This is a genomic window from Streptomyces sp. NPDC054834, assembly GCF_053611185.1.
Window position 1 is genome coordinate 39,559 of record NZ_JBSGZV010000002.1, and the last position, 12,822, is coordinate 52,380.

The following is a 12,822-nucleotide window of genomic DNA, read 5'->3' on the forward strand; positions in this document are numbered from 1 at the left end:
CTCAGGCGGCGTCCGGGCGCTCCACGACCGACAGCGAGGCGAGCGCGGCGGACACGGCGTGCGCGGTGCGCAGGTCGAGGCGGGCGCTGGTGCCGCGGGCGCGGTGACGCATCTCGTCGGCGGCCAGCCCCAGCAGCTGCGGCAGCAGGTCGGTGCACCGGCGGGCAACCCAGCCCGTCCCGGCCGTGGCCAGCCACCACAGGCTCGCCGACCGGGTGGGCGCGGGGAACCCCGGCTCCGCCGAGGGCGCGGGCCCGCTCGCCGTGCCCGCCTCCGTGAGGAGGGCGTGGAAGCGCACGGCGAGCTGTCGGTGGCCCCGCTCGCCGGGGTGCAGCCGGTCCGCGCTCCACAGCGCGCGGTCGGTGAGCCAGGCGCCTTCCGAGGCGTGCAGGTGGACGGCGCCGTACCGATCGGAGAGCGCGTGCACCACCGCGTTGACCGCGCGTTGCCGCCGGGCGAGCGGGCGGGCCAGCACACTCGGCAGTCCCAGCATCGCGCCGGGGTCGGGCAGGCAGGCCGTGAGCAGAACGGCACCCTGTCCGGTGAAGGCCGCGTATACCTCGTCCAGCCGGGCGGCCACCGCCTGGATGTCGAAGGTGCACCGCAACGTGTCGTTGACGCCGATGACGACCGACACCAGATCCGGGCGCAGCTCCAGTCCGGCCGGGGTCTGCCGCTCCAGCACGTCACGCGTCTGCGCCCCGCTGAGGGCGAGGTTGGTGAACTCCACCTGCTCCTCGGCCAGCCCGTCGGCCAGCAGCGCGGCCCAGCCGCGCCAGCCGTCGCCGACGGGGTCGCCCACGCCCTCGGTGAGCGAGTCCCCCAGGGCCACGAAGCGGACCGGTCTCATGCGACGCCCTCCGCGACGCCGCGCCGGGAGGGTGCGGGACGGCACAGCACCGCGGCGTCGTGCGCCGTCAGGAACGCCTCCACCGCCGCGCCCCAACCGAAGCACTCCGCACGCGCGCGTGCCGCCTCCCGCCGCTCCGGCTCGGAGCGCGCCAGGAGCAGCTCCACCGCGTCCGCGAAGGCCTCCCCGCGGTCGGCCGCCGTGGCCCCCGCGGAGCCGATCACCTCGGGCAGCGCGGAGGACGCGCTGGCCACCACGGGCGTACCGCACGCCATGGCCTCCAGGGCGGCGAGCCCGAAGGTCTCGGCGGGCCCGGGCGCCAGGCACACGTCCGCGGAGGCCTGGAGCGCCCCCAGCAGACACCGGTCCGCGACGTGCCCGAGGAAGGTCACCGGCAGCCCGCGCTCCCGCGCCCGCTGCTCCAGCCGTCCCCGCAGCGGCCCGTCCCCGGCCACCACGAGCACCGCCCGCCGCCCGCGCCGTAGCAGCGCGTCCAGGGCGTCGAGCGCCGTTCCGGGCCGCTTCTCCACGGACAGCCGGGAGCACATCACCAGCAGTGCCTCGTCCACGCGCGCGTGGCGGGCACGCAGCCCCTCGTCCCGCAGGGAGGGGCGACGTTCCATCAGGTCGACACCGAGCGGGGCGCGTACGACGTTGCGCGCGCCGATCCGGACGAACTCCCGCTCGGCGAACTCGGTGGTGCACACGACCCGCGAGTACACGTGCGCCGTGCGGAGGTTGAGGGCGTCGGCGGCTCGCCGGGAGAGTTTCTCCGGCAGGCCCCAGGTGCGCAGCACGCCGTCGGCGGTCTCGTGGGAGACCATCACGGCGGGGACCCGGGCCCGCCGTGCCCACCTGCCGGTCCACCGCAGCGTCGTACGGTCGGACACCTCCAGGCGGTCCGGGGCGAGGTCCTCCAGGAGGGCGGCGACGCGCCGTTTGTCGGTGAGCACGCGGTAGCCGCCGGTGCCGGGCAGCAGCGGGCCGGGCAGGGTGATCACGCGGCCCTGCTCGGTCTCGCGGTCGGTGTGGCGCTCGCCGGGGACGACGAGGACGGGTTCGTGGCCCGCCGCCCGGAAACCCTTGCCGAGCTCGCGCAGGGCGGTGCGCAGACCACCCGAGGCGGGGGCGACGAAGTTGGCGAGCCGCACGATCCGCAGGGGCCGGGTGCCTTCGTCGGTCATGCCGCCACCACCGTCTTCCGCGCGTCGAGCACGTCCTCGTAGTGCGCGATCAGCTGGTCGCCGACCGCCGCCCAGGTCCGTCCCTCGACCATGGCCCGGCCCGCGGCGCCGTAGGCGGTCCGCAGCACCGGGTCGGCGGCCAGGGCCGCCACCGCGTCCCGTACGGCGTCCGCGTCGCGCGGCGGCACCAGCAGCCCGGTGCGGCCGTGGGCCACCAGGTCGAGCGGTCCGCCGACGGCGGGCGCCACGACCGGCACGCCGCCGGCCATGGCCTCCTGGACGGTCTGGCAGAAGGTCTCGAAGGGGCCCGTGTGCGCGAACACATCCAGCGAGGCGAAGATCCGGGCGAGTTCGTCGCCGGTGCGGCGGCCCAGGAAGACCGCGCCCGGCAGGGCCTCGGTCAGGGGCGGCAGGCTGGGCCCGTCGCCCACGACGACGACCCGTACGCCCTCCAGGCCGCAGACGCCGGCCAGGAGCTCGACCTGCTTCTCGGGGGCGAGCCGCCCGACGTAGCCGACGATCACCTCGCCGTTCGGGGCGAGTTCACGGCGCAGCGCCTCGTCACGCCGGTCGGGGCGGAAACGGACGGTGTCCACGCCGCGCGGCCAGAGCCGCACCCGGGGCACCCCGTGCGCCTCCAGGTCGTGCAGGGCGGCGCTGGAGGGGGCGAGGGTGCGGTCGGCGGCGGAGTGCACGGAGCGGATGCGACGCCAGGCGGCCGCCTCGCCGGCGCCCATGTAGGTGCGGGCGTATCCGGCCAGGTCGGTCTGGTAGACGGCGACGGCCGGGACGCCCAGCCGGGCGGCGGCGGCCATGCCGCGGACGCCGAGGACGAAGGGGCTGGCGAGGTGGACCAGGTCGGCGCGGTGCTCGGTGATGGCCGCGGCGAGGCGCCGGCTGGGGAGGGCGACGCGGACCTGGGGGTAGCCGGGGAGCGGGAGAGAAGGGACATGGACGACGGGGCACGGCGCCGCGAGGGCGTCGGCCTTGACACCGGGCGCGGGCGCCGGGGCGACGACGAGCGGAAGGTGACCGCGATCTACGAGGTGCCGGGCGGTCTGGAGCGCGCAGTGGGCCACGCCGTTCACATCGGGGGGAAAGGATTCGGTCACGATGACGACACGCATAACGGTGTTGTCGCCGCGCTGGACGTGGCCGCGTCAACGTGGATCTTTCCGGACGAGGAACGTCCTGTGAGCGTTGCACTGCACACCCGAGCAGGTCAGGCCGTGTCCATGCCCTCCTGACCCGCGGGTCACCCGGTGTTCACGCGGTGAGCCCTTCCGGTCCGATCCGGCTGCGTACGGCGGTCTGGACCTCGGCCTCCTCGGCCGGGTCGGCGGCGAGCCGGCGCAGTTGCTCGACCACGCGGGCGTCGCCGGTCTCGGCGTGCCGGGCGGCGAGTTCGCGGGTGGTCTCCTCGCAGTCCCAGAGGCATTCGACGGCGAATCCGGTGGGGAAGGAGGGATCGGTGGCGGCGAGCGCGCGGGCGGCGCGGCCGCGGAGGTGGGAGGAGGCGGTCTCGCGGTAGATGTGGCGCAGGACGGGTGCGGCGCAGGCGATGCCGAGGCGTCCGGTGCCGTCGACGAGGGTCCACAGGGTCGGCGCGTCGGGGCCCTCGCCCCGTACGGCCTCGCGGAGGGCACCCAGCACGAGGTCGCTGTCCTGGGCGCCGCCGCGGCAGGCGAGCATGCGTCCGGCGGCGGCGCCGAGAGCGTCGGGCCGGTGGGCCCATCCGCGCGCGCGGTCGACGGCGGCGATGCTGCGCATCCGTTCGAAGGCGTCCACGGCGGCCTCGACGACGGGCGTGGTGCCGTCGGCGACGGCGGCCTCGACGAGGTCGAGGGCGACGGGGTCGTTGCTGTCGGCGAGGTAGCGCAGGGCGGTGCACCGGGCTCCCTCGGTGCCGTCCTTGGCGGCCTGCACGATCTCCGGCCGGTCCTCGGGGCCGGCGACGGCGACCAGGCAGCGGGCGGCCGGGACGTGCAGGGCCGCACCGCGCTCGACGCCCTGCTGGGCCCATTCCAGGACGGCCCGCACGCTCCAGTCCGGGCGGGGCCCGCCGGGCCGCATCTGCCGCTGCCAGCGGTCGAAGCAGCCCGCCTCCTGGGCGGCACGCACGCGCGTGGCGATCGATTCGCGCGGATCCTCGGCCCACAACCGCCACGGCCGGGGCTCGAAGGCGTCGCGCACGGCGGCGGCCAGCTCGGCCTCGCCGTCGGGATCGGTGGGGAAACGCGCCAGGACGGGCGCGGCGAGGGCGCGCAGGGCCGCGTCGTCGTCGCGCAGCGCGAGCTCGTCGAGGGCCCAGGCCCAGTTGGAGCCGTGAGCGGCGTACCTGCGCAGCAGTTCGAGCGCGTCCCGCCTGCCGTACGAGGCGAGGTGGCCGAGGACCGCGAGCGCCAGTCCGGTACGGGACTCCTCGGTGTCCAGGACGTCCTCGGGGTCGAACAGGTGCGCCTCGATGGCGTCGAGTTCACCGTTCAGGTCGAGGTACAGGCGGGCGTAGTAGAGGGAGCGGTTCTCCAGCTGCCAGTCGTGGCGGGGATCGCGCAGCACGCAGTGGTCCAGGGCCGCGAGCGCCTCGGCGCGCGGGGCGGTGAGCGCGTGCAGCGTGCCGTCGCCACGGCCCCGCTGGAGCAGGCCGAGCAGCGTACCGCTGGGCGCTATGACCGGATCGAACATGGGAAACAGCCTCACATCAAGCGTCGACGCAACCGGGGAACACGCATTACCTGGCCGCGTGACACAACGTCGGGGCGCCCGCCGTCTCTTGCTTGCTGTAGACCATCTCTCTCTGCCTCTCGTCTGTGGCCCATGCGGACCGCATCACGGCCCGCGCGGCGCGGCAACACCTGCCCGGCCATCGCGTCCGTGAATCACGACGTCATGATGACCCGCGGGTTTCTCCTGCCGCGACCGTATTTCCGGCGGCCCTTTACCGCCTCCCCCGTTTTTCGTGTCGTGCCTGGTCAGGACGTTCGGATCAATGTGCGCCGAACAATTCCAGGAGTTCTGCCTTACCGAACATCCGGGCGGTGTCGACGGCCGACGGGGTCCCCGCCCCGGGGTCCGCGCCGCCTTCCAGAAGTGCTTTGATCACGTCCGTCTCACCCTTGAAGACGGCTCCCGCGAGCGGGGTCTGGCCCCGGTCGTTCACCTGGTCGGACGTGGCGCCCCGGGCGAGCAGCGCCCGCACCGCCTCCGCATGGCCGTGGTAGGCGGCGAGCATGACCAGCGAGTCACCGCGGTCGTTGGTGAGGTCGGCCGGAACTCCCGCGTCGACGTACGCCACGAGCGCCTCGGTCCGCCCGTTGCGGGCCAGATCGAAGATCTTGGTCGCCAGCTCCACGACCTCGGGGTCGGGGGCTTCACTCATCGGCCTGACCGCCTCTCCTTGGAACTCGGGAACTACGGGGACTCCGGGGACTCCGGGGACTCCGGGAACGTCCGGTGACCGGGGAGCCTACGGCAGCGGTGCGACCCGCCGCCGTACGAGTGAATCGCCAGCGTACTGGTTCCGGGGGAACATGACCCGATCTGCCCGAGGTAAAGATCACCCCGGCGACACCAGGCACCCCGTCAGGCACAGGACTCCCGCCCGACCCGACCCGCACCACTGGACCACTCGGGCGAAATCATCCGCAATTCACCCAGTTGCACCTTTTATCGTATGGATACATGCTGTGATCCTGGAAGAACTCAGGGTGACTGTCCCCCTCGACACCAGGAGACCTCAAATGATCCTCTCCATCTCAGGCGTCTTCCTGCTCGGCGTCATCGTCTTCCTCTTCTTCAGGAAGGACGGACTCAAGGGCTCGCACGCATGCACCTCGGCACTGTTCGGCTTCTACCTGGCGAGCACGGGCATCGCCCCGAGCATCAAGGCCGGCGGCGAAAGTCTGGCGGGGCTACTGGGCGGCATCAAGTTCTGAGCGACCCGACGCCGACCGTCCCGCCCGTACGCACGCACCCTCAGGAGACAGCAGTGGCCCGGCGCCCCCTCCCCCGCATTCTGAGCACCGGCGGCGCGCAGCTCGCCAGGAGCCGGGAACTGGCCCGGACGGCGGCCGACAGCGCCACCGACGTCCTCCACCCGCTGATCACCGTCACGCGTGGGTTGCGCCGGCTGGCCTCGGCCGGCCGGCGCAGATGGGCGGACACGCCCAAGGACAGGCGCGGGCCACTGCTGTTCCTGGCGGCCTCGGCGGTCATGGTCGTGGCCCTGGTGCCGTACGGGCCGCTGCTGGCCGCCATCACGCTGATGGCGGCGGCGGCCTGGCACGGCCGGGACCGCACACCGCCCGGGCCGGCGGGACCCGACGAGCCCCAGACCCAGCGCCTCCAGTCGCTGTACGAGGCTCTCGTCCCCCACTTCTCCACCGCCGATGACCCGGCTCCGCTGTACGCGCACGGCGGGGACTGGGAGAAGGCCTTCGCCGTGCACGAATTCGCCGACGAGGGACGCATCGGGCACCTGCTGATCCGGTACCCGGCGTACTTCCCGGACGGCGAGAGCGAGGCCCGCGCGCGTGTCGAGGCGCTGCTCGCCGCGAAGGCCGGGCGGGGCCGCGAGTACCACTTCCTGTGGGACCAGGAGGGCAACGAACTCACCGTCACCGTCCTCGCCCCGCTGCCCACCGACATCGCCGCCCAGCGGTTCGTCACCGCGCCCGGCGAGACGGTCCTCGGTTTCACCGACCCCACCGAGGTACAGCGCACCCTGCCCCTCTCCTTCGGCGAGGAACAGCGCGACGTTCCTCCCGTCGTGTGGCGCACCGGCCTGCGCTCGACCGAGCCGCACCTGCTGGCCATGGGCCGACCGGGCAGCGGCACCTCGACCCTGCTCCGGTCCGTCGCGCTCCAGGCCCTCCAGCACGGCGACGTGCTCATCGTCGACGGAGGCGGCACGGGCGAGTACGCCTGTCTGACCGGGCGCGACGGGGTGCTCGCGGTGGAGTGCGGGCTGGCCGGGGCGCTGGCCAGCCTGGAGTGGGCCGCGCACGAGACGGAGCGGCGGCTCATCGCCGTCAACCGGGCGCGGCAGACGGGTCATCCGCCGCCGGACGACACCAAGCGGCCGCTGTGGATCCTGCTGGACCGGCCGAGCGTCCTCTCTCATGTGGCCGCGGCGGACGGACGCAAGGATCCGCAGGCGCTGCTCCAGGTGCCGCTGCGGCACGGCCGGGCGGCCAATGTGACCGTGGCCGTGGCCGACCAGTTCGACAGCGCCGACGCGTTGAGCGAGGCGGTACGGCAGCACACGCGCGCGCGTGTCGTGCTCGGCCCCGCGACGACGGAGCAACTGGCCGACGTGCTCGGCGTGCCGCCGCACACCACACCGCCGGCCGAGGTGCCGCCGGGACGGGGATACGCACGGTTGGGCCATGGGCCGGTGCATCGACTACAGGTGCCCTCGACACCCGACCCGTACGACGACGACACCGGTGAGACCGACCGGCAGACGGTGCTCGCGTTGCTGCCGCCGCGGACCACCCCGGCGGACACGGCGGCGGTGGAGCGGGCGCCGGAGCCGGTGGAGGCCGAGCCGGTGCACGCGGAGGCCGTGGCGGCCGAGAGTTCCTGAGAAAGAGACCCCCTAGGCCCCCCTAGGCCACGAACGTGCGCGGTGACTCCGTTCCGTTGCTCACGCCCGTCTCCACCAGGCGCGCGGCCGCGGCCAGTCGGGCCGCCGCCTCCTCCGCCAGCGCTCCGCCGACCGTGAAGGGGAGCCGTACATAGCCCTCGAAGGCGCCGTCGACCCCGAAGCGCGGGCCCGACGGGACCCGTACGCCGACCCGCTCCCCCGCCTCCGCGAGCCGCGAGCCCGACATGCCTCCCGCGCGCACCCACAGGGTCAGGCCACCCTTGGGGACCGCGAACTCCCACGTGGGCAGCTCGCGGCGGATCGCGGCGACGAGGGCGTCGCGGTTCTCGCGGGCCTGGGTGCGGCGGAGATCCACCGCCTGTTCCCAACCGCCGGTGGTGAAGAGCCAGTTGACGGCAAGCTGTTCCAGGACGGGCGTGCCCAGGTCGGCATAGGCGCGCGCGGCGACCAGGCTGCGGATCACGTCCGGTGCAGCCCGTACCCAGCCGATGCGCATCCCGGCCCAGAAGGCCTTGCTCGCCGAGCCAACCGTGATCACCGTGGAGCCGGCCGGGTCGAAGCCGCACACCGGGCGCGGCATCACCGAGCTGTCGAGGTCCTCGTCGAGCCACAGGTCGGTCATCGTCTCGTCGGCGACGAGCACCGTGCCCGCCGAGCGGGCCGCGTCCACCAGCCGGCGCCGCTGGTCCTCGCCGGCGAGGGCCCCGGTGGGGTTGTGGAAGTCGGCGACGACGTACGCGAGCCGGGGCGCGGCGTCCCGCAGGACCTGGCGCCAGCGGTCCATGTCCCATCCGCTGAGCCCCTCGCCCATCGCGACCGGTACGAGCCGGGCGCCCGCCTCCCGCATCAGCTGGAGGATGTTGGCGTACGACGGCGACTCCACGGCGATGCGCTCGCCGCGGCCCGCGAAGAGGTGGCAGATCGCGTCGATGGCACCCATCGCGCCGGTCGTCACCATGATCTGCTCGGGCATGGTCGGGATCCCGCGCGCGGTGTACCGCTCAGCGATCACCGAGCGCAGCGCGGGCAGGCCCGCCGGATAGTCGCCGTGCGTGTGGGCGTACGGCGGCAGTTCCTCGAGGGCGCCCTGTACGGCCCGGGTGAGCCATGGCTCGGGGGCGGGCAGGGCCGCGCAGCCCAGGTCGATGATCGAGCCGAGCGCCTCGGGCGGCAGGGGCTCGAGACCGCGGGCGGGCAGGGGGTTGCCGGCCGGGACCGCCGTCCAGCTGCCCGCGCCGCGCCGGGAGTCCAGGAAGCCCTCGTTGCGCAGCGCCTCATAGGCGGCGGCGACCGTGGTGCGGCTGACGGAGAGGGCGAGCGCCAGTTCGCGCTCGGCGGGCAGGCGGGCGGCGACCGGCACCCTGCCCTCCAGGACCAGCAACCGGATGCCGTCGGCGAGCGCGCGGTAGGCGGGCGGACGGCGCGTACCGGGGCCGGCCGGGCGCTCCTGCTGGGAGTTGAGCAGTCGGGCGAGCTGCGCGGCACCCACCGCTGAGGTCCACTGAGCCATGACGATCAGTCCACCTTCTCCGGATTGGCCATGGATGGCTTGTCTTTCCAAGCCACAGAGTGACATGCGTCAGGCCACTATCACCACCCAGGGGGGACCCTTTGTCCGCGAAGCACCAGACGGCGAGGCGGTTGATCCAGCTGTACGGGGGGCTCGCGCTGTACGGCGCGAGTTCCGCGCTCCTGGTGAAGGCCGGTCTCGGTCTCGAGCCGTGGAACGTCCTGCACCAGGGCCTCGCGGAGCTGACGGGTCTCAGCATGGGCGTCGTGCTCACGATCGTGGGCGCGGCCGTGCTGCTGCTCTGGGTCCCGCTGCGCCAGCGCCCCGGCCTCGGCACCGTCTCCAATGTCCTGGTGATCGGCGCCACGATGGACGCCACGCTCTCCGCGCTGCCCGACGCGCACGCCCTGGCCGTACGGATCCCGCTCCTGGTGGCCGGCATCGTGCTCAACGGCGCGGCGACCGGCCTCTACATCGCCGCGGACTTCGGCCCCGGCCCGCGCGACGGTCTGATGACCGGGCTGCACCGGCGCACGGGCCGCTCGATCCGGCTGATCCGCACCGCCGTGGAGCTCACGGTCGTGGCCACCGGGTTCACCCTGGGCGGCACCGTCGGGGTGGGCACCGTTCTGTACGCGCTGTCGATCGGTCCGCTGGCCCAGCTGTTCCTGCGGCTTTTCGCCGTCCCTTCGGCATCCGGTGGCAGCACGGTGGTTGCCACCGGGTCACCCGAGAGGGTGATACTGCGCAGGTGACGACGCTCATCCGCCACCCGTACCTGGACCACCCCGGCCCCATCGCCTTCGCCCACCGGGGCGGGGCCGCCGACGGCCTGGAGAACACCGTGGCGCAGTTCCACCGCGCGGTCGACCTCGGCTACCGGTACATCGAGACCGATGTGCACGCCACGGCGGACGGGAAGCTGGTCGCCTTCCACGACGCGACCCTGGACCGGGTCACGGACGGCGCGGGGCGGATCGCCGACCTGCCCTGGGAGGACGTCCGGCACGCGCGCGTGGCGGGCCGCGAGCCTGTGCCGCTCTTCGAGGAACTGCTGGAGACCTTCCCGGACGTCCGCTGGAACGTCGACTGCAAGGCGGAGCCCGCCCTGCGGCCGCTGCTGGCGCTGATCGAGCGGAGAGACGCCTGGGACCGCGTCTGCGTCGGCTCCTTCTCGGAGGCGCGGGTGCTGCGCGCCCAGCGGCTGGCCGGGCCGCGCCTGGCCACGTCGTTCGGTACGCGCGGGGTGCTCAACCTCCGGCTGCGTTCGTGGGGGCTGCCCGCGGCGGTGCGCCGGTCCGCGGTCGCCGCGCAGGTGCCGGAGTCCCAGTCGGGTGTCCTGGTGGTCGACCACCGCTTCGTGCGCGTCGCCCACGCGCACGGGCTCCAGGTGCACGTGTGGACGATCAACGAACCGGAGCGGATGCACCGGCTCCTCGACCTCGGCGTCGATGGCATCATGACCGATCACATCGACACGTTGCGCAAGGTCATGGAGGACCGGGGCGTCTGGGCCTGAGCGGTCCTGGGCCCCCGGTTCCGGGTCCTGGCCCTTCGCACGGCACTTCAGCGGGGAAGCGAGGGCACGGGTGGGCACCGACACCGTGCAGGCCCAGGGGGCCGGCGAGGCCGCCGGGCGGCGTCGCGAGCAGCGCGGCTGGTACTTCTACGACTGGGCGTGCTCCGTCTACTCGGCCAGCGTGCTGACCGTTTTCCTCGGCCCCTACCTGACGTCGGTCGCCGAGTCGGCGGCGGATGCCGACGGCTTCGTCCACCCGCTGGGCGTGCCGGTCCGGGCCGGGTCCTTCTTCGCCTACTCGGTGTCCCTGTCGGTGATCCTGGCGGTCGTGGTGATGCCCCTGGTGGGCAGCGCGGCCGACCGCACCGGCCGCAAGAAGCCGCTTCTGGGGGCGGCCGCGTATGTGGGCGCGACGGCGACGACCGGGATGTTCTTCCTCGACGGCGACCGCTATCTCCTGGGCGGCGTCCTGCTGATCGTCGCGAACGCGGCGCAGTCCGTGGCGATGATGCTCTACAACTCCTACCTGCCGCAGATCGCGCCGCCCGAGGAACGCGACGCGGTCTCCTCCCGGGGCTGGGCCTTCGGGTACGCGGCGGGCTCCCTGGTGCTGATCGGCGACCTGGTGCTGTACTCCGCGCACGACTCCTTCGGGCTCTCGGAGACGGCGGCGGTCCGTGTCTGTCTGGCGTCGGCCGGTCTGTGGTGGGGCGCCTTCACGCTCGTACCGCTGCGGCGGCTGCGCGACCGCGGCGCCGGGGCGGTACGGGAGGCCACCGCCCCCGGACTGCGGCAGCTGGCGGCCACCGTCCGGGACATGCGCCGCCACCCGCTGACGCTCGCCTTCCTGCTGGCCTACCTCGTCTACAACGACGGCATCCAGACGGTGATCTCCCAGGCCTCGGTCTACGGCTCCGAGGAGCTGGGCCTCGGACAGTCGACGCTCATCGGGGCCGTGCTCCTGGTGCAGGTGCTGGCCGTCGCCGGCGCCCTGGCGATGGGGCGGCTGGCCCGGACGTACGGGGCGAAGCGGACGATCCTCGGATCACTCGTCGCCTGGACGCTCACGCTGGGTGCCGGGTACTTCCTGCCCGCCGGGGCGCCGATGTGGTTCTTCGTGCTCGCCGCGGGCATCGGACTGGTCCTCGGCGGCAGCCAGGCGCTCTCCCGGTCGCTGTTCTCGCATCTGGTCCCACCCGGCAAGGAGGCCGAGTACTTCTCGGCGTACGAGATGAGCGACCGCGGGATGAGCTGGCTCGGACCGCTGCTGTTCGGTGTCACCTACCAGCTGACCGGCAGCTACCGCTCGGCGATCATCTCGCTCGTGGCCTTCTTCGTCATCGGGTTCGCGCTGCTCGCACGGGTCCCGGTACGGCGGGCGATCCACGAGGCGGGCAATCCGGTTCCGGAGAAGATTTAGCACTCAACACGAAAGGGCGGTAGTGTACGCGTTTGGCCTGCCAGGCGTACCGTTACTGCGCGTCAAAGAAGCCGAAACGCTAGGTGACATCTGCTTGCAGATGTGACAAACCGGGCGCTGGTGGGTACAACAAGGGGCGGCTACGACGGCGATGCATGACCCGGAACGGGACACGGAACGGGAATCTTTACCGCCGACCGGACGTTGACCGGATGACGACGACAGCGACACCTGTCCTGTGGGCGACAAGCCCGGGAGGCACGATTCATGAGTGAGCGAGCTCTTCGCGGTACGCGCCTCGTGGTGACCAGCTACGAGACGGACCGCGGCATCGACCTGGCGCCCCGCCAGGCCGTGGAGTACGCATGCGAGAAGGGGCATCGCTTCGAGATGCCCTTCTCGGTGGAGGCGGAGATCCCGCCGGAGTGGGAGTGCAAGGTCTGCGGAGCCCCTGCGCTCCTGGTGGACGGCGACGGCCCTGAGGAGAAGAAGGCCAAGCCCGCGCGTACGCACTGGGACATGCTGATGGAGCGACGCACCCGCGAGGAGCTCGAAGAGGTCCTCGAGGAGCGTCTGGCGGTACTGCGCTCCGGGGCGATGAACATCGCGGTTCACCCCCGGGACAGCCGCAAGTCGGCGTAGTCCCGATCAGAGACGCGCGGAATTTCAGCGCACGTGAACCAACCGCGGGCGCCGTACGTGAAGTGTGCGTACGGCGCCCGCGGTTTTCG

Annotated in this window: 12 protein-coding genes; 6 read left to right on the plus strand and 6 right to left on the minus strand. The window is 73.1% G+C overall.

Annotated elements, in window-relative coordinates; all coding sequences use genetic code 11:
* Position 1: 1 nt before the first annotated feature.
* The 5 genes from ACWGJM_RS02790 to ACWGJM_RS02810 form a co-directional block, all read right to left on the minus strand.
* Positions 2 to 850: an SGNH/GDSL hydrolase family protein gene (locus tag ACWGJM_RS02790; RefSeq protein ID WP_453409872.1), complete on the minus strand. Its 849-nt coding sequence runs from the start codon at positions 848 to 850 to the stop codon at positions 2 to 4.
* Entirely contained in the window at positions 847 to 2,034 is a 1,188-nt protein-coding gene (locus ACWGJM_RS02795; RefSeq protein ID WP_453409873.1) for a glycosyltransferase, read from the minus strand. Before ACWGJM_RS02795 ends, ACWGJM_RS02790 begins: the two co-directional genes overlap by 4 nt.
* Positions 2,031 to 3,161 (minus strand): glycosyltransferase family 4 protein, encoded by a 1,131-nt coding sequence (locus ACWGJM_RS02800; RefSeq protein WP_453409874.1) that lies wholly within the window; start codon positions 3,159 to 3,161, stop codon positions 2,031 to 2,033. The genes ACWGJM_RS02795 and ACWGJM_RS02800 overlap by 4 nt, the downstream gene beginning before the upstream one ends.
* Before the next feature lie 139 nt (positions 3,162 to 3,300).
* Positions 3,301 to 4,719 carry a HEAT repeat domain-containing protein gene (locus tag ACWGJM_RS02805; RefSeq protein ID WP_453409875.1) on the minus strand — a complete coding sequence of 473 codons (1,419 nt, stop codon included), beginning with the start codon at positions 4,717 to 4,719 and terminating at the stop codon, positions 3,301 to 3,303.
* A 301-nt stretch (positions 4,720 to 5,020) separates the two neighbouring features.
* On the minus strand, positions 5,021 to 5,413 hold the full coding sequence (locus tag ACWGJM_RS02810; RefSeq protein ID WP_453409876.1) for an ankyrin repeat domain-containing protein: 393 nt from the start codon (positions 5,411 to 5,413) through the stop codon (positions 5,021 to 5,023).
* 361 nt (positions 5,414 to 5,774) lie between these two features.
* On the opposite strand from ACWGJM_RS02810, the gene ACWGJM_RS02815 reads away from it, so the two are divergent.
* A complete protein-coding gene (locus tag ACWGJM_RS02815; RefSeq protein ID WP_132853520.1) occupies positions 5,775 to 5,969 on the plus strand; it encodes a hypothetical protein in 195 nt (64 codons plus the stop codon).
* A gap of 53 nt (positions 5,970 to 6,022) precedes the next feature.
* Entirely contained in the window at positions 6,023 to 7,621 is a 1,599-nt protein-coding gene (locus tag ACWGJM_RS02820) for a hypothetical protein (RefSeq protein WP_453409877.1), read from the plus strand.
* A gap of 22 nt (positions 7,622 to 7,643) precedes the next feature.
* Here the strand turns inward: ACWGJM_RS02820 and ACWGJM_RS02825 are convergent, their stop codons facing one another.
* Positions 7,644 to 9,152 carry an SCO1417 family MocR-like transcription factor gene (locus ACWGJM_RS02825; RefSeq protein WP_453409878.1) on the minus strand — a complete coding sequence of 503 codons (1,509 nt, stop codon included), beginning with the start codon at positions 9,150 to 9,152 and terminating at the stop codon, positions 7,644 to 7,646.
* Positions 9,153 to 9,253: 101 nt separating this feature from the next.
* Between ACWGJM_RS02825 and yczE the strand changes: the two genes are divergently transcribed.
* From yczE to ACWGJM_RS02845, 4 genes are all read left to right on the plus strand, one after another.
* Positions 9,254 to 9,907 carry a membrane protein YczE gene (gene yczE / locus ACWGJM_RS02830; protein WP_453409879.1) on the plus strand — a complete coding sequence of 218 codons (654 nt, stop codon included), beginning with the start codon at positions 9,254 to 9,256 and terminating at the stop codon, positions 9,905 to 9,907.
* Positions 9,904 to 10,671, plus strand: a complete 768-nt coding sequence (locus ACWGJM_RS02835) for a glycerophosphodiester phosphodiesterase (protein ID WP_453409880.1) — start codon at positions 9,904 to 9,906, stop codon at positions 10,669 to 10,671. The genes yczE and ACWGJM_RS02835 overlap by 4 nt, the downstream gene beginning before the upstream one ends.
* Positions 10,672 to 10,741: 70 nt before the next feature.
* Entirely contained in the window at positions 10,742 to 12,091 is a 1,350-nt protein-coding gene (locus ACWGJM_RS02840) for an MFS transporter (protein WP_453409881.1), read from the plus strand.
* 267 nt (positions 12,092 to 12,358) lie between these two features.
* Positions 12,359 to 12,733 (plus strand): RNA polymerase-binding protein RbpA, encoded by a 375-nt coding sequence (locus ACWGJM_RS02845; protein WP_009187548.1) that lies wholly within the window; start codon positions 12,359 to 12,361, stop codon positions 12,731 to 12,733.
* The last annotated feature ends 89 nt before the right edge of the window (positions 12,734 to 12,822 follow it).